At 70.3% G+C, this 26210-nt stretch carries 19 protein-coding genes and 1 pseudogene; 2 read left to right on the top strand and 18 right to left on the bottom strand.

The features are described 5' to 3' along the window. Positions 1–15: 15 nt before the first annotated feature. From lepB to rpoE, 5 genes are all read right to left on the bottom strand, one after another. Positions 16–810, bottom strand: coding sequence for a signal peptidase I (gene lepB, locus AB5T46_RS07865; protein ID WP_370563330.1), 795 nt, complete (start codon positions 808–810; stop codon positions 16–18). Positions 811–903: 93 nt separating this feature from the next. Next, positions 904–2697 (bottom strand): translation elongation factor 4, encoded by a 1794-nt coding sequence (lepA, locus tag AB5T46_RS07870; protein ID WP_370563427.1) that lies wholly within the window; start codon positions 2695–2697, stop codon positions 904–906. A gap of 252 nt (positions 2698–2949) precedes the next feature. Next, a complete protein-coding gene (locus AB5T46_RS07875) occupies positions 2950–4542 on the bottom strand; it encodes a Do family serine endopeptidase (protein ID WP_370563331.1) in 1593 nt (530 codons plus the stop codon). Positions 4543–4635: 93 nt separating this feature from the next. Next, positions 4636–5673: a sigma-E factor negative regulatory protein gene (locus tag AB5T46_RS07880; RefSeq protein ID WP_370563332.1), complete on the bottom strand. Its 1038-nt coding sequence runs from the start codon at positions 5671–5673 to the stop codon at positions 4636–4638. Beyond that, on the bottom strand, positions 5670–6284 hold the full coding sequence (gene rpoE / locus AB5T46_RS07885) for an RNA polymerase sigma factor RpoE (RefSeq protein ID WP_370563333.1): 615 nt from the start codon (positions 6282–6284) through the stop codon (positions 5670–5672). The genes AB5T46_RS07880 and rpoE overlap by 4 nt, the downstream gene beginning before the upstream one ends. Positions 6285–6531: 247 nt before the next feature. On the opposite strand from rpoE, the gene AB5T46_RS07890 reads away from it, so the two are divergent. After that, positions 6532–8643, top strand: a complete 2112-nt coding sequence (locus AB5T46_RS07890) for a 3-hydroxyacyl-CoA dehydrogenase NAD-binding domain-containing protein (RefSeq protein ID WP_370563334.1) — start codon at positions 6532–6534, stop codon at positions 8641–8643. Between the two features lie 74 nt (positions 8644–8717). Here AB5T46_RS07890 and AB5T46_RS07895 read toward each other — a convergent pair whose 3' ends face one another. From AB5T46_RS07895 to ssb, 9 genes are all read right to left on the bottom strand, one after another. Then, positions 8718–10418: a tetratricopeptide repeat protein gene (locus AB5T46_RS07895; RefSeq protein ID WP_370563335.1), complete on the bottom strand. Its 1701-nt coding sequence runs from the start codon at positions 10416–10418 to the stop codon at positions 8718–8720. 571 nt (positions 10419–10989) lie between these two features. Beyond that, positions 10990–11349 (bottom strand): PilZ domain-containing protein, encoded by a 360-nt coding sequence (locus AB5T46_RS07900; protein WP_370563336.1) that lies wholly within the window; start codon positions 11347–11349, stop codon positions 10990–10992. 2 nt (positions 11350–11351) lie between these two features. Beyond that, complete coding sequence (locus AB5T46_RS07905) at positions 11352–12299, bottom strand: DNA polymerase III subunit delta' (protein WP_370563337.1); 948 nt, start codon at positions 12297–12299, stop codon at positions 11352–11354. Beyond that, positions 12296–12895, bottom strand: coding sequence for a dTMP kinase (gene tmk / locus AB5T46_RS07910; RefSeq protein ID WP_370563338.1), 600 nt, complete (start codon positions 12893–12895; stop codon positions 12296–12298). Before tmk ends, AB5T46_RS07905 begins: the two co-directional genes overlap by 4 nt. Beyond that, entirely contained in the window at positions 12892–13965 is a 1074-nt protein-coding gene (gene mltG / locus AB5T46_RS07915) for an endolytic transglycosylase MltG (RefSeq protein ID WP_370563339.1), read from the bottom strand. The genes tmk and mltG overlap by 4 nt, the downstream gene beginning before the upstream one ends. Positions 13966–14170: 205 nt before the next feature. Continuing rightward, positions 14171–15517, bottom strand: a complete 1347-nt coding sequence (locus AB5T46_RS07920; protein ID WP_370563340.1) for an aminodeoxychorismate synthase component I — start codon at positions 15515–15517, stop codon at positions 14171–14173. 79 nt (positions 15518–15596) lie between these two features. After that, positions 15597–17138 carry an AbgT family transporter gene (locus AB5T46_RS07925; protein WP_370563341.1) on the bottom strand — a complete coding sequence of 514 codons (1542 nt, stop codon included), beginning with the start codon at positions 17136–17138 and terminating at the stop codon, positions 15597–15599. Between the two features lie 156 nt (positions 17139–17294). Next, entirely contained in the window at positions 17295–17801 is a 507-nt protein-coding gene (locus AB5T46_RS07930) for a DUF4019 domain-containing protein (RefSeq protein WP_370563342.1), read from the bottom strand. Positions 17802–18067: 266 nt separating this feature from the next. Next, positions 18068–18535: a single-stranded DNA-binding protein gene (gene ssb / locus AB5T46_RS07935; protein ID WP_370563343.1), complete on the bottom strand. Its 468-nt coding sequence runs from the start codon at positions 18533–18535 to the stop codon at positions 18068–18070. A gap of 190 nt (positions 18536–18725) precedes the next feature. Between ssb and AB5T46_RS07940 the strand changes: the two genes are divergently transcribed. Beyond that, a complete protein-coding gene (locus AB5T46_RS07940) occupies positions 18726–19703 on the top strand; it encodes a polyprenyl synthetase family protein (RefSeq protein ID WP_370563344.1) in 978 nt (325 codons plus the stop codon). Positions 19704–19849: 146 nt separating this feature from the next. Here AB5T46_RS07940 and AB5T46_RS07945 read toward each other — a convergent pair. The 4 genes and pseudogenes from AB5T46_RS07945 to AB5T46_RS07960 form a co-directional block, all read right to left on the bottom strand. Then, positions 19850–20113, bottom strand: a pseudogene (locus AB5T46_RS07945) (dienelactone hydrolase family protein); the annotation flags it as partial. Positions 20114–20515: 402 nt separating this feature from the next. Beyond that, positions 20516–22030, bottom strand: coding sequence for a UDP-N-acetylmuramoyl-L-alanine--D-glutamate ligase (gene murD / locus AB5T46_RS07950; protein WP_370563345.1), 1515 nt, complete (start codon positions 22028–22030; stop codon positions 20516–20518). Continuing rightward, the gene (locus AB5T46_RS07955) at positions 22011–23510 is read right to left on the bottom strand and encodes an endonuclease domain-containing protein (RefSeq protein ID WP_370563346.1); all 1500 of its coding nucleotides are present in this window, start codon (positions 23508–23510) and stop codon (positions 22011–22013) included. Before AB5T46_RS07955 ends, murD begins: the two co-directional genes overlap by 20 nt. Continuing rightward, on the bottom strand, positions 23507–26107 hold the full coding sequence (locus tag AB5T46_RS07960) for a bifunctional aspartate kinase/diaminopimelate decarboxylase (RefSeq protein ID WP_370563347.1): 2601 nt from the start codon (positions 26105–26107) through the stop codon (positions 23507–23509). Before AB5T46_RS07960 ends, AB5T46_RS07955 begins: the two co-directional genes overlap by 4 nt. Positions 26108–26210 lie beyond the last annotated feature (103 nt).

The raw sequence follows: 26210 nt of genomic DNA on the forward strand, positions 1-26210 counted from the left end.
CGTTGGATACGGATACTACTGGATTCCGTTGCCGATCCGGTCGAAATCGACCCCGCCGGCGCTGCCGTCCCAATGCATCCAGACCAGGAAGGCCTTGCCACGCAGCTGGCTTTCCGGCAGCGAACCCCAGAACCGGCTGTCGTCGCTCCTGTCGCGATTGTCGCCCATCACGAAATACTCGCCTTCGGGCACCGTCCATTCGCCCTGGCCCGGATCGAACGGCAGGTTGGCGATCTCCAGCACCTGGTGCTCGCGGCCCGGCATGCGCTCGGCCAGCAGTTCGGCGCCGGTCATCTCGCGGCCGCGGCCTTCGCCGACGTAGCGTCCGTCGCCGATCGGGCGGTAGCCGAAGGCCTCGCCGTTCACGTAGACCGTGTTGTCGCGGTATTCGACCACGTCCCCGGGCAGGCCGACCACGCGCTTGATCCAGTCCTGGTCCGGCTGGTGCGGCGGCCGGAACACCACCACGTCGCCGCGCTCGGGCTCGCCGATGTCGACGAACTTGCGGTTGCTGATCGGCAGGCGCAGGCCGTAGGCGAACTTGTTGACCAGGATGAAATCGCCGATCAGCAGGGTCGGCATCATCGAGCTGGACGGGATCCGGAACGGCTCGGCCACGAAGCTGCGCAGGATCAGAACGACCGCCAGCACCGGGAAGAAGGCCTTGGCGTAGTCGACCACCACCGGCTCCTTCTCCTCCAGCAGCCCGGCGCGTTCGGCGCGGCGTTTGGCGAAGAACAGCCGGTCGAGCAGCCAGATGATGCCGGTGGCCAGGGTCAGCACCACCAAGGCGATTTCAAACCACTTCATGCTTGCTCCTTTGGAGCGGGAATAGGGAATCGGGAATCGGGAATGGCAAAAGCGGGAGGGATCCCGCTCTTACGATTCCCGATTCCCCATTCCCTATTCCCGGCTTGTACTCAACACCGCCAGGAAGGCTTCCTGCGGGATCTCGACCCGTCCGACCTGCTTCATCCGCTTCTTGCCTTCCTTCTGCTTTTCCAGCAGCTTCTTCTTGCGCGAGATGTCGCCACCATAGCATTTGGCCAGCACGTTCTTGCGCAGCGCCTTGACCGTGCTGCGGGCGATGATCTGCGAGCCGACCGCGGCCTGGATGGCGACGTCGAACTGCTGCCGCGGGATCAGTTCTTTCATCTTGTCGGTGAGTTCGCGGCCGCGGCGGTCGGCGTGGCTGCGGTGCACGATGATCGACAGCGCATCAACCTTGTCGCCGTTGATCAGCGTGTCCACGCGCACGAACGGGCCGGCCTCGAAGCGCAGGAAATGGTAGTCGAGCGAGGCATAGCCGCGCGAGACCGACTTCAGCTTGTCGAAGAAATCCAGCACCACTTCCGCCATCGGCAGTTCGTAGCTGATCTGCACCTGGCTGCCGAGATACTGGATGCCGATCTGGCGGCCGCGCTTCTCCTCGCACAGGGTGATCACGTTGCCGACGTAGTCGGGCGGGGTGAGGATGTTGGCGCGGATGATCGGCTCGCGCACTTCCTCCACCTGGTTGACCGGCGGCAGGCTGGCCGGGTTCTCCAGGGGAATCACGCTGCCGTCGATCTTCAGCACCTCGTAGACTACGGTCGGCGCGGTGCTGATCAGGTTGAGGTCGTACTCGCGCTCCAGCCGCTCCTGCACGATCTCCATGTGCAGCATGCCCAGGAACCCGCAGCGGAAACCGAAGCCCATCGCCTCGGAACTCTCCGGCTCGAAGCGCAGCGCGGCGTCGTTGAGGCGCAGCTTGTCGAGCGCCTCGCGCAGGTCCGGATAGTCGTCGGCGTCGACCGGAAACAGGCCGGCGAACACGCGCGGCTGCATTTCCTGGAAGCCGGGCAGCGGCTTGGAGGCCGGGTCGGAGGCCAGGGTGAGGGTGTCGCCGACCGGCGCGCCGTGCACGTCCTTGATGCTGGCGTTGATCCAGCCCACCTCGCCGGCGCGCAGCGCGTCGAGCGCCTTGCGCTTGGGCGTGAACACGCCGACGCCGTCGACCTGGTGCGAGCGCCCGGTCGACATCACCAGGATCTTGCTGCCGGGCCGGATCTCGCCCTGCATCACCCGCACCAGCGACACCACGCCCAGGTAGTTGTCGAACCAGGAATCGATGATCAGCGCCTGCAGCTTGTCGGTGTCGCGCGGCACCGGCGGCGGGATGCGGGTGACGATCGCCTCGAGCACGTCCAGGACGTTGAGCCCGGTCTTGGCGCTGACCGCGATCGCGTCGGTGGCGTCGATGCCGATCACCGCCTCGATCTCCTCCTTCACCTTGTCGACGTCGGCGGTCGGCAGGTCGATCTTGTTGAGCACCGGCACCACTTCCAGCCCCTGCTCGACCGCGGTGTAGCAGTTGGCGACCGACTGCGCCTCCACGCCCTGGGCGGCATCGACCACCAGCAGCGCGCCCTCGCAGGCGGCCAGCGAGCGGCTGACCTCGTAGCTGAAGTCGACGTGGCCGGGGGTGTCGATGAAGTTGAGCTGGTAGGTCTGCCCGTCCCTGGCGGTGTACGGAAGCGAGACCGATTGCGCCTTGATGGTGATGCCGCGCTCGCGCTCGATCGGATTGTTGTCGAGCACCTGCGCCGCCATCTCGCGTTCGGCCAGGCCGCCGCACAGCTGGATGATGCGGTCGGCGAGGGTCGACTTGCCGTGGTCGACGTGGGCGATGATGGAGAAGTTGCGGATGTTCCGCATCGGGTCGGCGCTCATGGGGTCAGGCTGGCCGTCCCTGCGGCCGTGCAGCGTGAAAAACGCGGCATTATCGCACAGCGCGCCAGGCAGTCCCGCGCCAGGCAGGCTCATCGACGGCGGCTGTGATGAACGCGCCGCCGCGCGTTGCGAAGGGAGGTAACGACCGCGGCGTCCGTCGCTGTTCGCTGCACGCACGGTCGCGGCCGACCCGCTCCTACGAAGATAGGCCGGTTCCGATACCCGGCGCCGGCTCGCCTACTCCCCGTCGTCCCCGAGCGGGGTGACCGCGATGAACTGGCTGCCGCCATTGCGGTTGACCAGCAGCATCACCGTCTGCCCGGGCTTCACCTTGCGCAGTTGGCGGTCCAGCGCCGATGCGCTGCCGACCGGCGTACGGCCGACCCGCAGCACCACGTCGCCGGGCTGGATCCCGGCCTGCCGTGCCGCCAGGCCTTCGACGCCGACGACGCGTACGCCCTCGCCTTCCTCCAGGCCGAGCTGGCGGCGCTGGGCGGCGGTCAGGTCCTGGGCGACCAGGCCGAGCGGGTTGTTCGACGTCGACTCCGACGGCCGCGGCGCACTACCGGGCGCTCCGCGCCGGGGACCGGCCGCCAGCAGGCTTTCGTCGAGTTCGGCGAGGGTGACGTCGAATCCGCGGTTCCGCCCTTCGCGGAACACCGTGATCTCCACGCGCGTGCCGGGCGCCTTGTTGCCGACGATCGGCGGCAGGTCGCTGGGCTGGGTGATGGTGATGCCGTCGACCTCGCGGATGACATCGCCGACCTCGATGCCGGCCTTCTCGGCCGGGCTGCCGGCGACGACCTCGTTCACCAGCGCGCCCAGGGTATCGGGCAGGCCGAGTCCGCGTGCCTGCTCGGTGCTGATGCTCGCGGCCTGGAACTGCACGCCGACCTGGCCACGCTGCACCCGGCCCGAGGTCTTGAGCTGCTCGGCCACGTTCATCGCCATGTCGATCGGAATGGCGAAGCTCACGCCCATGTAGCCGCCGGAGTTGCTGAAGATCTGCGAATTGATGCCGATCACCTCGCCGCGGGTGTTGAGCAGCGGACCGCCGGAATTGCCGCGGTTGATGGCGACGTCGGTCTGGATGAAGGGCACGTACTGCTGGTTGGCATAGGGATTGGAACGGCCGACGGCGCTGACGATGCCGGCGGTGACCGACTGGTCGAGCCCGAACGGCGAGCCGATCGCCACCGCCCACTGCCCCGGCTTGACCTGGCGCGAATCGCCGGTGCGCAGCGTCGGCAGGTCCTTGGCGTCGATCTTGAGCACGGCGACATCCGACTGCACGTCGCTGCCGACGACCTCGGCGGTGAACTCGCGCCGGTCGTGCAGGCGCACCTTCACCTCGTCGGCGTTGTCGATGACGTGGTGGTTGGTCAGCACGTAGCCGTCGCTGGAAATCAGGAACCCGGTGCCCATCGAGGCGCCGCGCGGGCCGCCCGGCCCTTGCGGCCCTTGCGGCCCCTGCGGACCGTCCGGGAACGGGAATCCGGGCCCGAAGAAGCGGCGGAAGATCTCCGGGATCATCTCGTCCTCGGGCGTCTGGCCGCCGCGAGGCTGGCTGCGCTGCGCGGTCGGCGCGCCGATGGTCGCCTCGACGTTGACCACGCCCGGACCGACCTGCTCGACCAGGCGGGTAAAGTCCGGAAGGCCGGTCACCAACGGTTGCGCAGACGCGCGCGCAGCCTGCGGCGCCGCCTCCTGGGCCGCCACCGCGGCCGCGGTGGCGGGCGCGGCAACCGGTTCGGTGGAGGGGAGCACCGCCGCCGCGGCGGCGGCGGCGGTGACCAGAACGAGGGCAACAGCAGGTAGCGGGGCTTTCATCGGGGAACCATCCTCGATAAATCGTTGAAAGGGAGTCGATCTGTCGTGCCGGCGGTTCGGGGCGCCTGCGGGCGCCCACTGAACGCGGCCGCGCTAGCGCGGGTCGGCGGGCCCGGCGTCCGTCTCGGCGGCTGGGGCCGGGGTCGCGGACGCGCCGATGGCAGTGGCCGGCGCAAACGGAATGCCGGACGCGCCTGATCCGACCTGGTCGGAGGCCATCCGCGGCTCGAAGGGATGGAACGAGGCAGCGGCGGCGGCGAGATCGCCATAGCCGACCGTGAAACCGCCGCTGCGGCCGCTCAGCTCGGGCGCGACCGCGCGCGGCCACGGGCGGCTCGGCGCGGCCGGCGCCACGGCAAATGGATCGACGGCGGTGGATTCGGAATCGACCGCGGCCACAACCGCGGATGTATCCGCCGCGGGAGGAGCCGGCAGCGCCCGCAGATCGGCGGCAGGCGATGGCTGCGGACTGCGCGCCGCCGCAGCGACGACCACCGGCGCCTGTGCGGCGCGGCGCTGATCGCGGGTGGTCGCGGCACGCTGGCTCTGGCCGCGCGAACGCCGCTCCTCGTTGCGGCGCGGGACCTCGGCGGCCGCCACCGCCGCGGCGCCGGCCAGGGCGAGACCGGATTCGAGCGTGCCGGCATCCCCGGTGTTCGTCTCATCGACGGCAGGCGCAGGCGCAGGAACCGCGGCGATCGTCGGCATGGGCGCCTCGGGCGATTCGCCCGGCACCTGCAGCGGCTCGCGCGCGACGAACAGCGCCGCCATCGCCACCGAGGCGGCCAGCGCCGCGCCGCCGCCCCAGCGCCACAGGCGCGTGCGCTCGACCGTCGCCGGCAGCGGCGCCGCGGTGCCACCGTCATCGGCGATGGCACGGGCGACGTGCTGCGCGAAATCGGCCGGCAGCAGCGCGTTGCGCTGTCCGCGCAGCACGTCGCCGCAGACCTGCCACCGCTCCCAGCAGCTGGCCAGCTCGGTATCGTGCTGCAGCCGCCGCAGCATGAAGCGGGCCTGGTCCGGCGACAGCTCGCCATCGAGCATCGCCGACAGCTGCTGGCGATGGTAGAGGTAGAGCTTGTCGGGATCGGGCCCGATCTGCAGGGCGTCGCTGTCGTCGGTCGGCATCATCGGGTGGCACGCTCGGCTGTTGTTTCGGTGTCCATCAGGGGTTTGAGTTCCAGGTCGATCGCTTCGCGGGCACGGAAGATGCGCGAGCGCACCGTTCCGATCGGGCAGTCCATGCGTTGGGCGATCTCCTCGTAGCTCAGTCCGTCGACTTCGCGCAACGTGATCGCCACGCGCAGTTCCTCGGGCAACCCTTCGACCGCGCGCATCACCGTTTGTTCCAACTGCTGGCGCATCAGTTCACGCTCGGGCGTGTCGGTGTCGCGCAGGCGCACGCCGGAATCGAACTGCTCGGCGTCGCCGACGTCGATGTCCTCGGTCGGCGGACGGCGGTTGCCGGAGACGAGATGGTTCTTGGCGGTATTGACCGCGATCCGGTGCAGCCAGGTATAGAACTGGGCATCGCCGCGGAAATTGCCGATCGCACGGTAGGCACGGATGAACGTCTCCTGGGCCACGTCCTGGCATTCGCTCCAGTCCTGCACGTAGCGGCCGATCAGCGCCGCGATCCGGTGCTGGTACTTGCGCACCAGCAGGTCGAAAGCCGCACTGTCTCCGCGCTGCACGCGCCTGACCAGCTCCTGGTCCAACTGATGGGTATCGTTTTCGGCCATCGGGCCGGCGCTCCTTCTCGCCCGGCCGTTCGGCTGGGCACTGTGACCTTCGGCAGGGGGCGAAGTTCCGCTTGCTACGGTGATGCGATCTGGGGTCGACGCGCCACTGCCACAAGCCATGGCATGGGATTGCACGAGCTCGGCGGCGGCGCCATGCGCCCGCGGGACGTTCCGACGGGCGGATTTGACGCCGGCCGAACGACCTCTGGATCATAAGGGGCTTCCCGTACCCTAACGGATGGTCCCGATGATTGCAGGCCTCGACGGACTGCGCTTCAGCCACTGGCAAGCCGAGCAGCGCGAGGACGGCGTGCTGGTGCTGTCCTTCGACCGCGCCGGCGAATCGGTCAACACCTTCGCCCAGGACGTGCTGCTCGAGCTCGACAGCCTGCTGGAGCGGCTGGCGCTGGATCCGCCGAAGGCGGTGGTGGTGCGCTCGGCCAAGGCCAAGGGCTTCATCGCCGGCGCCGACATCCGCGAGTTCCGCGAGTTCGATGCCAAGGGCACGATCGGCGATTCGATCCGCCGTGGGCAGCAGGTGTTCCAGCGTCTGGCCGAACTGCCCTGCCCCACCGTCGCCGCGATCCACGGCTTCTGCATGGGCGGCGGCACCGAGATCGCGCTGGCCTGCGACTATCGCGTGGCCAGCAACGACCCGTCGACGCGCATCGGCCTGCCCGAGGTGAAGCTCGGCATCTATCCCGGCTGGGGCGGCAGCGTGCGGCTGCCGCGGCTGGTAGGCGCGCCAGCGGCATTCGACATGATGCTGACCGGGCGCAGCCTGTCGGCTTCGGCGGCGCGCGCGACCGGGCTGGTCGACAAGGTGTCGGAACCGGCGCTGCTGGTCGATACCGCCGCGACGCTCGCGCTCAAGGGCAGGCAGCGGCCGTTCAAGCAGCGTTTCCTGGGCTGGCTCACCAACACCTGGCCGGCGCGGCAGATCCTGGCGCCGGTGCTGGTCAAGCAGGTCGCGCGCAAGGCGCGCAAGGCGCACTACCCGGCGCCCTACGCCATGGTCGAGACCTGGCGCCGCAGCGGCGGCGGCATCCAGGCGCTGCTGGCGGCCGAACGCAAATCCGTGGTCAAGCTGGCCGCTACGCCGACGGCGCGCAACCTGACCCGGGTGTTCTTCCTGCAGGAACGGCTGAAGGGCCTGGGCGGCAAGGACCATGGCGTGACCCGCCTGCACGTGATCGGCGCCGGGGTGATGGGCGGCGACATCGCCGCCTGGTCGGCCTACAAGGGCTTCCAGGTCACGCTGCAGGATCGCGAGCAGCCCTACATCGACAAGGCGCTTGCGCGCGCGCAGGAACTGTTCGCGAAGAAGGTGAAGGACGACGACAAGCGTCCGGAAGTCGCGGCGCGGCTGCAGTCCGATCTCGAAGGCGCGGGGGCGGCGCAGGCCGACCTCGTGATCGAGGCGATCATCGAGGACGCCGACGCCAAGCGCGGCCTGTACGCGCAGGTCGAGCCGAAGCTCAAGCCCGACGCGCTGCTCACCAGCAACACCTCGTCGATCCCGCTGACGGAGCTGCGCGAAGGCATCCGCCGCCCGGACCGGTTCGCCGGCCTGCACTACTTCAACCCGGTGGCGCAGATGCCGCTGGTGGAGATCGTGCGCCACGACGCCATGGCTCCGGAAACGGAGAAGCGCCTGGCCGCCTTCTGCCGCGGGCTGGACAAGCTGCCGGTGCCGGTCGCCGGCACCCCGGGCTTCCTGGTCAACCGATTGCTGTTTCCCTACATGCTGGAGGCGGCGACCGCGTATTCGGAAGGCGTGCCGGGTGCGGCGATCGACAGGGCGGCGGTGCGCTTCGGCATGCCGATGGGGCCGATCGAGCTGATCGACACCGTCGGCCTGGATGTCGCCTCCGGCGTCGGCCGGGAGCTGGCGCCGTTCCTCGGCCTGGAGATACCGCCGGCGCTGGCCACGCCGCCCGAACCCGGCAAGCGCGGCAAGAAGGACGGCCAGGGCCTGTATGCCTGGGAGAACGGCAAGCCGAAGAAGCCGGAGCTGCCGAAGGGCTACCGGGCGCCGGAGGACCTGGAGGACCGGTTGATCCTGGCGCTGCTCAACGAGGCGGTGGCGGCGCTGCACGAGGGCGTGGTCGAGGATGCCGACCTGCTCGACGCCGGTGTGATCTTCGGCACCGGCTTCGCGCCGTTCCGCGGCGGCCCGATCCAGTACATCCGCGAGACCGGCGCCGACGCGCTGCTGGAGAAGCTCCGGGCGTTGCAGGCAAAACACGGCGATCGCTTCGCGCCGCGACCGGGCTGGGGCGACACGGCGCTGAAGGCAAGGAACGAGAAGCTAGAAACGAGAAACGAGAAACGAGAAACGAGTCGAGGCGAAGCGTAGGTCTTCGGCAAACAGGCCCGATGGGACCATGGCCCCACTCGTTTCTCGTTCCTCGTTTCTCGTTCCTAAACCGATCAGAGCCGCGACGCCGTCAACTCGATGTCGGCGTGCTGCCAGGCCTCGGCCAGTTCGGCCTCCACCGACGCGGCGTCGTTCGTCTTGTCCTGCGCCCGCAGGCTCTGCGCCAGTCCATGCAGCGACCAGCCGTTGCCGGGGTTGCGCGCGAGCTCCTCGCGGTAGACCTGCTCGGCCTCGCCGGCGCGGCCGGCCTCCAGCAGCACCGCACCGAGTGATTGCCGCACGGGCGCATGCCAGCCGGGCGGCTCGTCGTAGGGAATGCCGTCCTCGACGGTCACCGCCTCGCGCAGCGCGGCGATCGCCGTGCCGTGGTCGCCGCGGGCCGACGCGAGTTCGGCAGCGACGCTGCGTTCGGCGATCCGCGCCGCGTACGCCAGCGGGTAGCGGTCCCACACCATCAGCGTGTCCATCTGCGGATCGGCCGCGAGCGGCCGCAGCGCGGCGAGGTGGCGCTCGGCATCGTCGAGGCGCTGCTGGCGCACCGCGGCCATGCCTTGCGCGTAGTGCCAGATCGCGGTGACGTACGGCAGGTCCTCGGCGGGATTCGGCGTGGCCGCGATCTCGTCCCAGCGGCCGAAGCGCACGCGTTCGAACCACGGCGTCAACCAGTAATGCTGCAGGCCGGCGAAGCCGGGCTCGCGCATCAACTCCGGCAGGTCCGTACGCTCGGCGGTCTGCTGCGCCGCCTCGCGCGCCACTGCGCTGTCACCCTCCATGCTGGCGGCGAACCAAAGGAAATGATGGTTGTGCGGCACGTAGCCGAGCGGATACACACCCTGGGCGTTGCCGCGACACAGCGCCAGGTAGGCGTCGTCGGCTTCGATCGCGCGCTGGTTGGCGATCACCGCGTCGTGCCAGCGCCCGACCCGGGCGTAGATGTGCGCGGGCATGTGCACCAGGTGGCCGGAGCCGGGGATCAGTTCGCGCAGCCGGTCGGCGGCGGCGACGCCGCGTTGCGGATCGGCCGAGGCCTCGACCGCATGCACGTACAGGTGCAGGGCGCCGGCATGGTCGGGCTCGCGGTCGATCACCGATTCCAGCACCGAGACGACTTCTTCGGTATGTCCCTTCGGCCGCAGCTGCTCGTCGTAGTAGTCCCAGGGCTGCAGGTCCATCAGCGCCTCGGCGTGGAACACGGCGGCGTCGGGATCGTCCGGCCGTTCCCGCATCAGCTTGCGCGTGGCGGCGGCGTAGGCCTCGTCGAGCGGGCGACGGTCCTCGGGCGGCTGCTCGGCATAGCGCGCCGACAGCGCCTCGATGAAGGCCTGCTCGCGCGGACTGGCGCCGGACGCCAGCGCCCGCGCCTTCTGCGACCGCTCCCAGGCGCGATCGTTGTTGGCCGGGTCCATGCCGGCGTTGACGTGCGGACCGAGCACCAGCGCCGCACCCCACCAGCACATGGCGCACTCCGGATCCAGTTCGGTGGCCTTGACGAAGGAGCGTTCGGCGGCGTCGTGGTTGAACCCGTAGGTCAGCATCAGCCCCTGGTCGAACCAGCGCTGGACCTCGGGATTCTCGCTGGTGACCGCAAAATGATGGTCGCCGAGACCTTCGAGCAGGTTGGCGCCGAGCGCCATCTCCGGCGGCGAAACGACCGGCCCGGGCTCGGCCGCCACCGGCGATTCCGTGGACGCGGTGCAGGCGACGCCGAGCGCCGCCGCCGTGCAGAGCAGCGCGATATGGAAAGAGCGTTTCATGGGGGACCTCATCGGACGTGTTCACTGCAGTCAGACGCAAGAACGGACGCAATCGCCGAAACCGGCCATGCGTCTTGCGGTGCGCAGATGAACGGGGCGAGTCCATTCATAGGAGCGCGCCATGCGCGCGATGCCACGCCAGGCAGTCGTTTCCGCTGCGGTGAGAGACGTGCCGTCGCCGCGCCAAGCAGCCCTCTCCGCTGCGGTGAGAAGTGGGCCGTCGCCGCGCCAAGCAACCCTCTCCGTCGCGGTGAGAAGTGGGCCGTCGCCACGGGTTTCGCCAATGAATAGCCGCGCCAAGCAGTCCTTTCCGTGCAGTGAGAGACGGGCCGTCGCCACGGGTGCCGCCAATGAATAGCCAGCGCTCCAAGCCTCGATGATGAGCCCACAGCGAGGGCTCGGCTGCCCATTCGCATCGCCCATTGCAACGATGCTTGCTCCACCGCAACGGGCAAGGTCCCCTGGCGCGGGTGCGGCCTGCCGGGCCGCGTAGAGCCGAGCTTGCTCGGCTGCGCGGGCTCCGGAACCGAGAGCAGCGGAGCAAGCTCCGCTCTACGGTGTCGGTCGGGGCCTACATCGTGTGCGTGGGCTTTTCCGCGTTGAGCGTGCCCGCCAGCAGGGTCTCGATCCTGCCCTTCACCGCCTCGCCCTCGTTGGTGTCGGCGAACTGCACGCCGATGCCGGCGGCGCGATTGCCCTGGGCGCCGGGGGGCGTCACCCAGACCACCTTGCCGGCGACCGGCAGGCGTTCGTTCGACTCGGGCAGCACCAGCAGCAGGAACACCTCGTCGCCGATGAAGTAGCGTTTGGGCGTGGGGACGAAGATGCCGCCGTGCTTGAGGTAGGGCATGTAAGCGTTGTACAGCGCCGCCTTGTCCTTCACCGCCAGCGACAGGATGCCCTGCCGCGCGCCCGCGCCGGTTGCCGCCATGGTCATCTCCTCCCTCGTCCGTCGCGCCGGCCGCCCGCGTCCGCGCGCCAGGCCAGCAACAGTTCGATCACCGCGAGGTCGGCGCGCACGGTGGTGCGCAACAGGTCGCGGGTGCGATTGGCCGCATCGAACCACGCCACCAGCCTGCGGCTTCGCATCGGGTCGGTCAAGCCGGAAGCCTGCGCCGCCGCCAGGTCCGCGGCATGGCGCAAGCGCTGCGCCGCAGCGTCGTCGCCGGTCCAGCGGCGGGCGGCTTCGGGCACCGCCAGCTCGCCGCGTGCGATCGCGCCGAGATCGGCGACGACGGCGCGTCGCAGCTCCATGCCGCCGTCGCGCAGCCAGGCGTCGGCGAGCCCGGGATGGCCGCGGGCGGCATCGAGTGCCTCGCCGGCGGCGTCCGCGGAATGCCCTTGCGCCTGCAGCCAGGCCAGCGCCTCGTCGTGCGGCGGCAGGCGGAATTCCAGCCGCTGGCAGCGGCTGCGGATCGTCGCCGGCAGCCGCATCGGATTGGCCGCGACCAGCCACAGGTAGCGGCCGGGATGCGGTTCCTCCAGGGTCTTGAGCAGCGCGTTGCAGGCGGCGTGGTTGATGGCGTCGGCCGGATCGATCAACGCGACCCGGGAGGCGCCGTACTGCGGCGTCAGGTTCAGCTTGGCGGACAGCTCACGGATCTGCTCGATCACGATCTCGCTGCGCAGGCGGCTGCCGTCCTTGGTCGGAATGAAACCGATCGCGCTGTAGTCGGGGTGGGTGCCGGCCGCGAACAGCCGTTGCGTGCGCGGATCCTGCCCGCAGCCCAGCACGTGCTGCGCCAGCCGCTCGGCGACCGCACGCTTGCCCAGCAGCGCCGGGCCGCACAGCAGCAGGGCGTGACCCATGCGCCCGCTGTCCAGGGCTTCGACGGCGCGGTCGTAGACGCGCTGCTGCCAGGGCGCGAAGTCCCCGGTCATGCCCGCGCCCGCCATGCCTGCAGCTGCCGTACCGCCTCGGCGGCGACCGCGTCGGCGGCCTGCGCGGCGTCGATCACGCGGAAGCGGTCCGGCTCGGCGGCGGCGCGCGCCCGGTAGCCGGCGCGCACGCGCTCGAAGAAGTCGTCACGCTCGCGTTCGATGCGGTCCACGTCGATGTCGAGCAGCAGGGTCAGCCCCGGTTGCAGACCGACCGCGTGCCGCTCGAGCGCGGCGATGAAGCCGGCGTCCAGCCCGCGGCCGCCGCCCTGGTAGGCGTAGCTGGAATCGGTGAAGCGGTCGCAGAGCACCCAGGCGCCGCGCTCGAGCGCCGGACGGATGGTCTCGCGCACGTGCTGCGCGCGCGCGGCGAACATCAACAGCAGCTCGGTCTCGGCGGCGGGCGGCTCGTGGTCGGGGTCGAGCAGCAGGTCGCGGATCATCTCCGCCAGCGGGGTGCCGCCCGGCTCGCGCGTGCACACCACGTCATCGCCGCTACTTCGCAACGCGTCGCGCAGTGCGTCGAGCACCGTGGTCTTGCCGGCGCCCTCGCCGCCTTCCAGCGATACGAAGCGGGAATGGGAAGGCAGCCGGGTCATTGCGAATCCGGCGCGAAGCGTTCGCGATAACGCTGCACGTACTGGCGCACGGCGGCGTTGTGTTCGGCGTAGGTGCGCGAGAACACGTGTCGGCCGCTGCCGTCGCCGACGGCGACGAAGTACAGGGTGTCGCCGGGCGCCGGATGGGTCGCCGCGTGGATCGCCTCGGCGCCGGCCATCGCGATCGGCGTCGGCGGCAGGCCGTCGCGGGTATAGGTGTTGTAGGGGGTGTCGGTCTGCAGGTCGCGACGGCGGATGTTGCCGTCGTAGCCGCTGCCGATGCCGTAGATCACCGTCGGGTCGGTCTGCAGGCGCATGCCGGCCTGCAGCCGGCGCGCGAACACACCGGCGATCTCGCCGCGCTCTTCGGCGATGCCGGTTTCCTTCTCGATGATCGAGGCCAGGACCAGCGCCTCCTCCCGGGACGCCAGCGGCAGGTCCTCGGCGCGCGATGCCCAGGCGGCGTCGAGCGCGGCCTCCAGCGCCGTGTTCGCGCGGCCGAGCAGGTCGAGGTCGCTGTCGCCGCGGGTGTACAGGTAGGTCTCGGGCAGGAAGCGGCCTTCCGGATGGGCGCCGGGGTGGCCCAGCTTGGCCATCAGCGCCGCGTCGTCGAGTTCGGCGGTCTCGTTCAGCAGCGGATCGGCGCGCTCCAGGGCGGCGCGCAGTTCGCGGATGTTCCAGCCCTCGACGAGGGTGAAACGGTGGCGGACGACCTTGCCGTCGCGCATCCGCAGCAGCACCTCGCGCGCGCTGATGCCGGGCTCGAGCGCGTACTCGCCCACCTGCAGGTGGCCGGCGGCGCCGAGCCGCCGCCCCAGCAGCCGCCACTCGAGCTCGTGCCCGTCGCGCACGCCGGCGTCGCGCAACTTCGCCAGCACGCGCTGGAAGGAGTCGCCGCGCTCGACCAGCACGGTATCGCCGGCGTCGATGCCGGACAGCGGGCCGTCGACGAACGCCTGGTAGCGCGCATACGCCCAGTACGCCAGCGCACCGGCGGCGAGCGCCGACAGCACGAAGAGGGCGCCGATCGCGCGCCTGCCCTTACCGGAGCCGCCCACCGGCACCTCCATGAAATTTCGGAACTGGATTCATGCCCTCAGGATACCGCGCCGCGCCAGACAGCCTTCTCCGCTGCAGCGAAAACGGGGCCGTCGCCGCGCCAGGCAGCCCCTTCCGCTGCGGTGAGGGACGGGCCGTCGCCACGGCTGCCGCCAATGAATAGCCCCGCCAAACAGCCCTTTCCGACGCGCGCGCAATCACAACCATGCCCGTGCATCACGAACCCAGCGCCCGCAGCATGCCGCGCGCCTTGGCGCGCGTCTCCTCGAGCTCCCGCAGCGGGTCGGAGTCGGCGACGATGCCGGCGCCGGTGCGGAAACGCAGCACGTCGCCTTCGACCTCGGCGCTGCGGATGAGGATGTTCAGGTCGAGGTCGCCGTCGCGGTTCAGCCAGCCCATCGCACCGGTGTAGGCGCCGCGGCCGCTCGCCTCGAGTTCGGCGATGATCTGCATGCAACGCACCTTGGGGCAGCCGGTGATGGTGCCGCCGGGAAACACCGCCGCGATCACCTCGCCCGGCGTGGCTCCGGCACGCAGACGCCCGCGCACGTTGCTGACGATGTGGTGCACCTGGGCGTAGCTCTCCACCGTCATCAGCTCGTCGACCTCGACGCTGCCCGGCACGCAGACGCGGCCGAGGTCGTTGCGCTCCAGGTCGACCAGCATCACGTGCTCGGCGCGCTCCTTCGGATGCCCGGCCAGTTCGCGCACCCGCGCCGCGTCGTCGTCGCCCTCCAGGCGCGGGCGGGTGCCGGCGATCGGGCGGGTCTCGACCAGGTCGCCGCGGACCGATACCAGCCGTTCCGGCGACGCGCTGACCACGGTGCACCTCGCGTCGGCGAACAGCCCCGAGAACGGCGCCGGGCTGACCGCGCGCAGGCGCGCGTACAGGGCGGCCGGATCCGGCGACGCGTCGAAGCGCGCATGCCAGGCGCGCGACAGGTTGACCTGGAACACGTCGCCGGCGGCGAGATAACCGAGGATCCGTGCGACGCCGGCGACGAAGGCATCGCCATCGTCCTCGTGCAGCGTCCGCGGCGCGCGCCATGCCGGCACGCGGAGCGAGTAACCGGCGACCGAGTCGGCGGCGATCCGCTCCAGCAGCGCCTCATGCCCGCGTTCGGCCAGGGCGACGCATTCGCCGGTGGCGTGGTCGCGCAGGACCGCCGCCGGGCAGCGCAGCGCGCATGCCACCGGCAACGCTCCGGCCGCGGCGGGCAGCCGCAGCACCGGCTCCACCTGCCCCGCCAGTTCGTATCCCAGGAACAGCGCCCAGCCGCCGCGGAACGGCCAGCGCGGTTCCTCGCGCGGCAACCGCAGCTCACGCCAGCGCGCGTCGAGCGCGTCCAGGAAGCCGCCGTCGACCACTTCCCCGTCGGCGTCGCGGGTGATGCCGTCGGGATCGAGCCGCAGCGACGGCCCGCTCGCCAGCAGCAGCAGGTCCCAGCGCGCCTGCGCCGTGCCGTGGGCGACCGACTGCAACAGCAGCGGGTAGCGCGCCGGGGCCAGGCGATGGACCGCGAGCAGGTCGGTGTCGGGCGGGAGCGGACGGGTGATCAGCAAGGCTTGGTCACGGCGGTCGTCGGCAGGAAATCGAAAGGCTTCATGCGTCCGCTTTCGCGGTCGCCGCACGGGGCCGCGATCAACCGGCCGGGATGTACTGCAGCGGCGACCCCGGCCCGATCGGCGCGCCGATCGCCATCCAGATCGAGAACAGGATCGTCCAGCCGATCAGGAAGGTGATCGAATACGGCAGCATCACCGCCACCACCGTGCCGATGCCCGCCTTCGGTTCGTAGCGCTGCAGGAAGGCGATGATCAATGCGAAGTAGCTCATCATCGGCGAGACGATGTTGGTCACCGAATCGCCGATGCGATAGCCGATCTGGGTGAGCTCGGGCGAGTAGCCGAGCAGCATGAACATCGGGATGAACACCGGCGCCATCAGCGCCCACTTGGCCGAGGCCGAGCCCATGAACAGGTTGGCGCAGGCGGTCAGCAGGATGAAGGCGGCGAACAGCACGATCCCCGGCAGCTGCAGCTGCGCCAGCACCCCGGCGCCGTTGACGGCGAAGATCAGCCCGAGCTGGGTCCAGTTGAAGAAGGCGACGAACTGCGCGGCGAAGAACACCAGCACCAGGTACACGCCGAGCGTGCTCATGCTCTGGCCCATGCCCTTGATGACGTCCTGGTCGCTGCGGATGGTCCCGGCGCCGATGCCGTAGGCGACCCCGGCGACCACGCCGTAGGCGAAGATCAGCGCGACGATGCCCTGCAGGAACGGCGAGTTGAGCAGGTCGCCGTCCTCGGGATTGCGCAGGAAGCCGTCGGCCGGCACCGTGCCCCACAGCACCAGCGCGGTCAGCACGGCGCTGGCGACGAGCGCGAACAGCAGGCCGCGCCGCTCCTCGCGCGTCATCGGCTCGATCCCGCCGTCGGCGTCCTCCTTCGGCGCGTCTGGGAAGCGTCGCGCGACCACCCGCTCGGTCACCCACCAGCCCAGGCCCGTGACCAGGAAGGTCGACACGATCATGAAGTACCAGTTCGCCGCCGGGCTGACGGTGTACGCCGGGTCGATGATCTGGGCCGCCTCCTGCGAAAGCCCCGCCAGCAGCGGATCGATCGTGCCCAGCAGCAGATTGGCCGAGTAGCCGCCCGACACGCCGGCGAACGCGGCGGCCATGCCCAGGATCGGATGACGGTTGGCGGCCAGGAACACCAGCCCGGCCAGCGGCACCAGCAGCACGTAGCCGATCTCGCTGGCCATGTTCGACATCACCCCGGCGAACACCATCACCGGCGTGAGCAGGAAACGCGGCGCCGCCAGGACCAGCTGCCGCAGCGCGGCACCGATCAGGCCCGAATGCTCGGCCACGCCGATGCCGATCAGCGACACCAGCACCGTGCCCAGCGGCGCGAAGCTGGTGAAGTTGGTGACCAGCCCGGTGAGGATGCGGTGCAGCCCCGCCACGCTCAGCAGGTTGACCGGGGTGATGGTTTCGCCGGTGGTCGGATGCTGCACCGACAGGCCGAGCTGCGAGGTGATCCACGACAGCACGATCACCACCAGGGCCAGGATCGCGAACAACGTCGCCGGGTGCGGCAGCGCATTGCCGCCCGATTCGACGATGTTGAGGAAGCGGTCGATCGCGGAGCGCTTGGGCGCGGCGGGCGTCTCGGTCATCGGATCACGCGGTCTTCGGTGGCCGGATGCCGGCCGGAAAGGCCATCAGGCTCGGCGCTCGCCGCCAGCCATCCGGAAACCGGCGCCGGTCGGACCTGGACACGACAACGGGATCCATGCATGGATCCCGTCGCGGGCGATCAGCGGCAAGCAAGGTCAACGCAGGCTGTAGCCGGAAACGCGCCAGACCTTGTCCTCGTCCAGGCGGAACGACACCAGCTCGCGCACCGGCTGTTCGCTGCTGGCGAACCTGGTCGGGAAGGCGACGTTGATGTAGATCCCCTCCGGGACTTCGCCGCCGGCCTGGAACTGCGACCGCGACACCACCGCGTCGCCACGGGCGCTCGGCGCGCCGAGCCGCTCGCGGTCGCCGGTGACCTGCTGCACGAAGCTGTCGCGCGGGATCATCCGCTTGACCGCCGCGGTGGACATGTCCCAGACCTCGCCGGCACGGTTGGCGTCGATCATCTGCACCACCTGCTGCGCGGCCCGGGTCATGTCCGCGTCCTGGCGCTGCAACTGTGCCTGCTGCTCCGGCGTCAGTTGCTGTTGCTGCGCTTGCGGCTGCGCCGCCTGCTGCGGCTGTGGTTGCGGCTGCTGCGCGGCGGCGACGCCGGCGCAGGCCGACAACGCAATCGCCAGGGCAATCGGTTGGAATTTCATGCAGTACCCTCCTGAATCCTTACCGGAAAGGCGCCTAGTGTATGTCAGCGCCGGCGACCGAAGGCCAAGCGGCCGCCATCGTGGCGACCGAACGGCACGGCGCGGCCGCTCTCCCCCATTCACGACGTGATTTTCGTCGCTGCGCCGGCGATCCGCTCCACGACGATTCCGGCGCTGCCAGTGACCAGTCAGGTCGGCATCCCGTCTCGACGTTCAAGTAGAACAGCCCCGGACCGTGCGGCGATCCGGGTTCCCGCAGCGCCCGCTCAGAACGGGATGTCGTCGTCCGAGAAATCATCCATCGGCGCCGGTTGCGAGGACGGCTGCTTGCGCGGCGCCGCCGACTCCTGTCGCTGCGGACGCGCAGGACGTTCGCCACCGCCACCACCGCCGCCTTCGCCGCGGCCGCCGAGCATCTGCATCTCGTTGGCCACGATCTCGGTGAAATACTTCTCCACGCCGTCCTGGCCGGTGTACTTGTCGTAGCGGATCTCGCCCTCGATGTAGACCTGCGAACCCTTGCGCAGGTATTCGGCGGCGATCTCGCCGAGCTTGCCGAAGAAGGTGACCCGGTGCCACTGGGTGTTCTCCTGGCTGTTGCCGTCGCGGTCCTTGCGCACGCTGGTGGTGGCCAGGCTGATCTTGGTGATGGCCATGCCGCCCTGGGTGTACTTGGTTTCGGGGTCGTTGCCGAGATTGCCGACCAGGATCGCCTTGTTGATGCCACGGGCCATGAAAGAGGTTCCTTTGATTGCTTGCCGGAAGCGGCGAGGACGATTGGATTATAGCGGTCGGCACCCGGCTATCCGAGCCGCTCCCGATCCGGCGTAGGGGAATGCCGTGCCGGCGCGTCGGAGCGCCCTGCGCCGGCCCGTATAATCCCGGCTCCCCCGGCACGGCGACCCCATGGACCAGGCCAATCTCGTGAAAACCCCCGGTCTGGCCGCGATCCAGGCCCTGGCCGCGCCGGACATGGCCGCTGTCGACGCCCTGATCCGCCGCCGCCTGGCTTCGGAGGTGGTATTGATCAACCAGGTCGCCGAGCACATCGTCTCCGCCGGCGGCAAGCGCCTGCGGCCGATGCTGGTCGCCCTGGCCGGGCGCGCCTGCGGCGGCGGCGGGCCGGAGCACCACCAGTTGGCGGCGATCGTCGAATTCATCCATACCTCCACCCTGCTGCACGACGACGTGGTCGACGAGTCCGACCTGCGCCGCGGCCGCCGCACCGCCAACGCCATCTGGGGCAACGCCGCCAGCGTGCTGGTGGGCGATTTCCTGTATTCGCGCAGCTTCCAGCTGATGGTCGAGCTGGACCGGATGGAAGTGATGCGGATCCTCGCCGACACCACCAACCGCATCGCCGAGGGCGAGGTGCTGCAGCTGCTGCACGTGCGCAACCCCGACACCGACGAAGCCGCCTACCTCGACGTGATCGAACGCAAGACCGCGGTGCTGTTTGCCGCCGGCACCCGGCTGGGCGCATTGGCCGCCGGCGCCGACGCCGCCGCCCAGCAGGCGCTGTACGACTATGGCCTGCAGCTGGGCTACGCGTTCCAGATCGCCGACGACGTGCTCGACTACACCGCCGACGCCGACGAGCTGGGCAAGAACCTGGGCGACGATCTTGCCGAGGGCAAGGCGACCCTGCCGCTGATCCACGCGATGGCGCGATCGGAGGCGCCGGTCCGCGAGCGCCTGCGCGGCATCGTCGAAAACGGCGACAGCGACGCGATGGCGGAGGTGCTGGCCGCGATCGAGGCCACCGACGGGCTCGGCTACAGCCGCGGCCGTGCGCGCGAATACGCCGAAGCCGCCGAACGTGCGCTCGGGCGGCTGCCGGACAACGCCGCGGTCGCCGCCCTGCGCGGGCTCGCCCGCTACGCGGTGGAGCGGCGCAGCTAGCCGCGCCGCAGCGACCGCCGGGCGCGAACGGTCGCTGCACCCGGCAGGGAGTTCGTGGCGTGCGGCCCGTCAGTTTTCCCCGGGCTCGAAGAGCTCCTCGAAAAAGGCGTCGATCATGACGAATGCACGCCGGGCGGCACGCTCGTCATATCGGCCACCAGCACCACGTAATCGTCGCCGGCCAGCGTGCGCGCACGCGCGACCGCGTGATCGCTCACCCCCATCCAGTTCGGCACCATCACCAGGCCCGGGCGCGGGCCGCTTACGGCATCGTCGTAGACCAGAACGCCGCTGAAGGTCTCCTCGCCGATGGTCCATTCGACCGGATCGACCCTGGACGCCGCCGATGCAGCGGCGGAAGCAGCGGCAAACAGCGGCCACAACAGCATCGCGAACGTAATCCGGGGCATGGTCGGTTCCTTTCCTGTGCTGAATCGCGAGCCTAACGCGATCACATGCGCATCGGGTGAGGCGCGCTGCCGTGGATTGCGGCGGCCTCCGCAGCGGGCGTACCCGGTTGCTGATTATCGGCGCCGACGCAAGGTGGCAGAGCAAGTTCCGTCCCACGAAGGCATGGTCGCAGCTCGATCCGGGACGCCCTCCGTAGAGCCGAGCTTGCTCGGCTGCTCCTGGTCGCCGGCGCCGGACACGGCGCAGCGGAGCAAGCTCCGCTCTACGGCGATGTCGTCGCGAATCGATTCGAGGCTCCTGCCACGTAGAGCCGAGCTTGCTCGGCTGCTCCTGGTCGCCGGCGCCGGACACGCGCCAGCGGAGCAAGCTCCGCTCTACGGGCTGCGCGGCGGGCGCGATCGTCAGGCGATACCGAGGCCCGGAATCGCCGTGATCGCGTCCGGATCGAAGCCGCCCAGCGCGGCGAAATGGCGGCCGCGTTCGGTGTAGTCGCGATACGGGCCGAAGCTGGGTGCGCCCGGCGAGAGCAGGATCACCCCACCCGCCTCGCCGAGCGCGGCGCGGGCGGCCTCGACTGCCGCGGCCAGGTCGTCCGCGGCGCGGAGCCGCCATCGTCCATCCGCCGCCGCGGCGAGCGTATCGTGAATCCTCGGTCCGTTCTGCCCCATCGTGACCACCGCATGCGGCGGCCGCTCGCGCAGGCGATCGGCGAACGCACCCCAGTCCACGCCGCGGTCGTGGCCGCCGAGCAGGATCGCCACGCGCGTATCGCGGTACACCTCCAGCGCCGCCAGGCTGGCGTGCGGCGTGGTGCTGATCGAATCGTTGACCCAGACGATGCCGTCGTGCTCGCCCAGCGCCTGCAGCCGGTGCGGCAGCGGCGCGAACGAGGCGGCGTGCGGCGCCAGCGCGGCGGCATCGAGGCCGAACGCGTCGATCGCCGCCAGCGCCGCGCACAGGTTGCCGCGGTTATGGCGGCCGGGCAGCGGCAGCCCGGCGGTGTCGAGCACGGCCACCTCGCCACGATGGAGCATGTCGCCGCGCAGGTGCCAGCCGTCGGCATGGTTGAACCACCGCACCACGCCGGCCGCACCGCCCCCACTGTGGGAGTGGCGGCGGCATGCCGCCGCCGGGAAGTCGCGACTTCCTTCCGCACCGGCCGTCACTCCCACACCCGATTCGATCCGTTTGCCCAGGGCATTCAGTCTCGGATCGTCGGCATTGAGCACCGCCACGCGCGGGCGCGCCTCGGCCACGAGCGCCAGCTTGTCCTCGACGTAGCGCTGCTCGCCGCCGTGCCAGTCCAGGTGCTCCGGAAAGACGTTGGTGACCACCGCGATCTCCGGCCGCACGCCGGAGGCCGCGACGTCGCGGGTCTGGTAGCTGGACAGTTCGATCACCCAGGCGTCGGCCTCGTCGCCGATCAGTTCCAGCAACGGCAGGCCGATGTTGCCCGCCAATGCGGTGCGTTGCCCGCCGGCGCGCAGCAGGTGCGCCAGCAGCGCGCTGGTGGTGCTCTTGCCCTTGGTGCCGGTGACGCACAGCGTGCGCGCGTCGGCGCGCTCGGCGAACCACAGCGCGGTGCCGCCGACGAAGCGCGTGCCCCGCTCCGCCGCGGCCAGCGCTTCGGGGCGGTAGGCGCTGATGCCGGGCGACTTGATCACCACGTCGAACGCCGCCAGCCGTTCGGCGCTGGCCTCGGTCTCGACGGTCAGCGCGTCGTCGCCGAGCGCGCGCGCTTCCATCACTTCGTCGGGATTGCAGAACAGCGTCAGCGATGCCGGCGGCTTGTTCTTTCCCGATTCCCGATTCCCGATTCCCGATTCCCTATCGCGCAACGCGCGATAGGCCGCCCGTCCCTCGCGGCCCCATCCCCACAGCGCGACGCGGCGCCCCTCAAGCTGCGAAATGCGCATGCAACCGCTCCCACAGCGGCACCGGGATCCGGTGCTCGTCGTCGATCTGCAGCAATGGCGCGATCGCCAGCGCATCGGCGTCGAGCTGCGGCGCGATCTCGCGCGCGAAACGCCGCACCACCGCATCCTCGCGCCACTCCGGCCGCTGCGCCAGCGCCGCGAGCGCGGCCCGCGACTCGCGGCCCTCGCCGACGCATTCGAACGGCTTGTGATCGCGGTATTCCAGCAACGCGTCGTAGCCGGGGATCTGCTCCGCGTCGTCGAGCAGGTTGCGGCCGAAGATCGCCACCAGCCGCGGCTTGGGCATGAATGGCGCCAGCGCCAGGAACACGAAGTGGCATTTCGGGCAGATCCCACACCAGCGGTTGACCGGACGCTCGCCGAGCAGATGGAAGTTGCGGTTGCAGCTGGAGAAATGCGCGTCGTAGCGGTCGCTCCTGGCGAACTGCCGCGCCACCGCCAGTTCCGAGAACGGGCGCAGCAGCGAGTAGTAGCGCAGGTCGGCGGCGACCTGCCGCTGCAGGTATGCGCCGAAGTCGCGTTCGAACGCCCAGCCCTTCGACCACTGGTGGTTCACCTCGCCGGTGCCTTCGATCAGGCTGCCGTAGCTGGCCGAGCGCTCGTTGGAGAACACCACCTGGTCGACGCCGTGCAGGATCGCGGCGAAAGCGAGGATCGCCGAGTTGATCGCGGTCACCGGTATATGGCCGTTCCAGGCCCCCTGGCGGTTGTAGTCGAACAGCTCCGGCGCCAGTTGTCGGCCGATGTTGAGCGTCGGCAGGCCGGTGCGTTCGGCGCACGCGCGGATCAGCTGCGAGCCACCGATCCAGGTGACCGTCTGCGCCACGCCGGCCGCGCGCAGCGCCTCGATCGACACCAGCGAATCCTTGCCGCCGCCGATCGCGACCAGCGCGTGCGGGCGCAGGCCGATGGCGGGAGATGCCTCCCCTGCAGGAGGGGCTTCAGCCCCGACCCCGTGCAAGCCGACGGCGGATGTCTGCCGTTGTTTCCCTTCACGATGCGCGGCGGCGCGTTCATCAAGGCCGCCACCGATGGGGCTGTCTGGCGCTGTCGGGGCTGAAGCCCCTCCTACAGAGGCTGCCGGGAAGCTGATCCGCCCATGCAGGTCCAGTCCGTTGCGATAGGCGAACTCGCCCAGGCCGTGCACGTAGATCTCTTCCAGCAACGCCGCGGTATCCGCATCGATTGCGTCATCGTCGACACGGATCTCCTCCGGCACCGCGGCCTTGTAGTAGCTCACCCCGGCGACCAGGTGCAGCAGACGCAGCGCGCGTCCGGCGGCCGCGGCGCGCGCCGCGTCCAGCGAGAACGGCGCCCCCGGCACGGTCACCGTCTCCACCAGCTCCGGGCCGTCGTCGAAGGCGTAGACCAGTTGCGCCACGCCGCTTTGCGGGTCGAAGCCGCAGCGCACGAAACGGAACGCGCGGATCGCGTCGCGGGCGAACGTCCAGCCGCTCATGCCAGCACCTCCTCTGCCGGCAGCGCCCGCAGGTTGTAGGTGTTGGCCATGGCGAAGCCGTAGGCGCCGGTGTCGGCGACCAGCAGCACGTCGCCCTCGGCCGTGGCCGCCGGCAGCCGGCGCTGCTTGCCGAAGACGTCGCCGGATTCGCAGATCGGTCCGACCACGTCGAAGGCGGCGTCGGCCGCTTCCTCCAGCCGCGTCAGGTTGTGGACGCCGTGATAGGCGTCGTACAGCGCCGGACGCAGCAGCGCGTTCATGCCGGCATCGGCGCCGACACGGCGGATCCCGCCCTTCTCCACCACCTGCGTCGCGGTCATCAGCAGCACGCCGGACTCGGCCACCAGGTAGCGACCGGGCTCGATCGCCAGGCGGTAGTTCGGATAGGCGGACCTCACCTCGGCCAGGCCGGCGCTCCAGGCGTCGAGGTCGAACGGCTCGTCGTCGTCCTGGTAAGGAATCGGCAGGCCGCCGCCGATGTCGATGGTTTCGATGCTGCCGATGCGCTCGGCGATCCCGCCGAGTTCGTCGCAGACCGAGCGCCAGTGCTGCGCCGTCTCCACGCCGCTGCCCAGGTGCGCATGCAGGCCGGTGACGCGTGCGTCGAGCGCACGCGCGGCCGTGAGGAATTCCTCGATCCGCGCGACCGGCAGGCCGAACTTGGACGCCAGCCCGCCGGTGCGCACCTTCTCGTGGTGGCCCTCGCCGCGGCCGAGGTCGACGCGCAGCCACAGCGCGCGGCCGCGGAAGGTCTCCGGCCAGCGCTGCAGTGCCTCGACGTTGTCCAGCGTCACCGTCGCGTCGAGTGCGAATGCCGCATCGTATTCGGCGCGCGGCGCGAAGCTGGGCGTGAACAGGACGCGGTCGGGCGCCAGCCCCGGCACCGCATCGAACACATGCCGCAGTTCCGCCAGCGACACGCATTCCAGCCCGAAGTCCTCCTCCACCAGTGCGGCGAGGATCGCCGGGTGCGGATTGGCCTTGATCGCGTAGTAGCGGCGATCGACCGCTTCGATCGCCGCCAGCGCGCGGGCGCGGGCGCGCACCGTGGGCAGATGGTAGACGTAGCGCGGCGCGCCGGGCGTCGCCAGCGCCAGCAGGCGTTCGCGTTCGGCGCGCCACCACGGCGTTTCGCGCGGGCGCAGGGCACCGGCGATCTCGCGCCAGCGCGGGCCGAACACCTCGACGTTGCGCACCGGCATCGCGCCGCTGCCGATCAGCTGCGCGTGCAACTGCGGCAGCAGGCCCTCGGCGTCGGCCTCGTCGATGACGAAGGTCAGGTTGAGGTCGTTCGACGACTGCGAGATCAGGTGCACGCGCTCGCGCCCGAACGCCGCCCACACGTCCGACAGCTTGTGCAGCAGCGAGCGCATGCCGCGCCCGACCAGGGTGATCGCCGCGCACGGCGCGATCACCTTGACCCGGCAGAACCGCGCCAGATCCTCCGAGAGGCGCGCGAGCACGTCGGTGCTGACCAGGTTGTCGTTGGGATCGAGCGAGACGGTGACGTTGGTTTCCGACGATCCGATCAGGTCGATCGAGAGGCCGTGCACGCGGAAGCGCTCGAACACTTCGGCCAGGAAGCCGACCTGCTGCCACATGCCCACCGTCTCCATCGACACCAGCACGATGCCGTTGCGGCGGCTGATCGCCTTGACCCCCGGCACGGTGGCGGCGGCAGTGGAGTCAATCGCCGTGCCCGGCAGGTCCGGACGCGCGGTATCGAGGATCGCCAGCGGCACCCCGGCATCGCGGCAGGGGCCGAGCGCGCGCGGATGCAGCACCTTGGCGCCGGTGGTCGCGATTTCCTGCGCCTCGGCGTAGTCCAGGCGCGTCAGCAGGCGGGCGTCCGGCACCTCGCGCGGATTGGCGCTGAACATGCCGGGCACGTCGGTCCAGATCTCGACCCGCCGCGCGCGCAGCAGCGCGCCGAACAGCGCCGCCGAGGTGTCGGAGCCGCCGCGGCCGAGCACCGCGGTACCGCCGTCGCCGTGGCGGGCGATGAAACCCTGGGTGAGCAGCAGCGGCGCCGGCTGCGCGGCGAAGCGCGCGCGCCAGGCGTCGTCGGCTTCGCGCCGGCACGCCACCGACAGCCGCCGCGACCACTCGCTCTGGTTCGGCAGCGCCAGCGCGTCGAGCCAGTCGCGGGCGTCGCACCAGCCAAACTCCAGCCCTTGCGTGCGCAGGTACGCGGCGCCGAGCGTCGAGGACAGCAGCTCGCCCTGCGCCAGCAGCTCGGCCTGCCAGTCGAGCGGGCGCGTGGCGGCGCGTACGTCCGCGGCCAGTGCGTGCAGCACGGCCAGCCGCTCCTGCAGCACCGCATCGGCGTCGAGCCCGAGTTCGGCGGCGAAATCGCGATGCCGCTGCGCCAGCGCCGCGACATGCGCCGACGGATCCTCGACGCCATCGGCGATGGCCTGCAGCGCGTTGGTCGTACCGGCCAGCGCCGAGACGACCACCAGCACGCGCGCGTCGTGCTGCCGGCCCCGCGCCTGCGCCAGATGGCCGATGGTGTCCCAGCGCGCGCGTTGCGACACGCTGGTGCCACCGAACTTGAGAACGATCCAGCGGGTCTGCGAAGGGTCTGGAAAAGGCATCGGCGGCGGCACGGCGAAAGCATCCGGAATGGACGCACGAAGCTGCGCATTGTAGAGCGGAGCTTGCTCCGCTGCTGCCGGTTCCGGCGTCCGGCACCGCCGG

The sequence above is a fragment of the Luteimonas salinilitoris genome (genome assembly GCF_041300785.1).
In the GTDB taxonomy this organism is placed as follows: domain Bacteria; phylum Pseudomonadota; class Gammaproteobacteria; order Xanthomonadales; family Xanthomonadaceae; genus Luteimonas; species Luteimonas salinilitoris.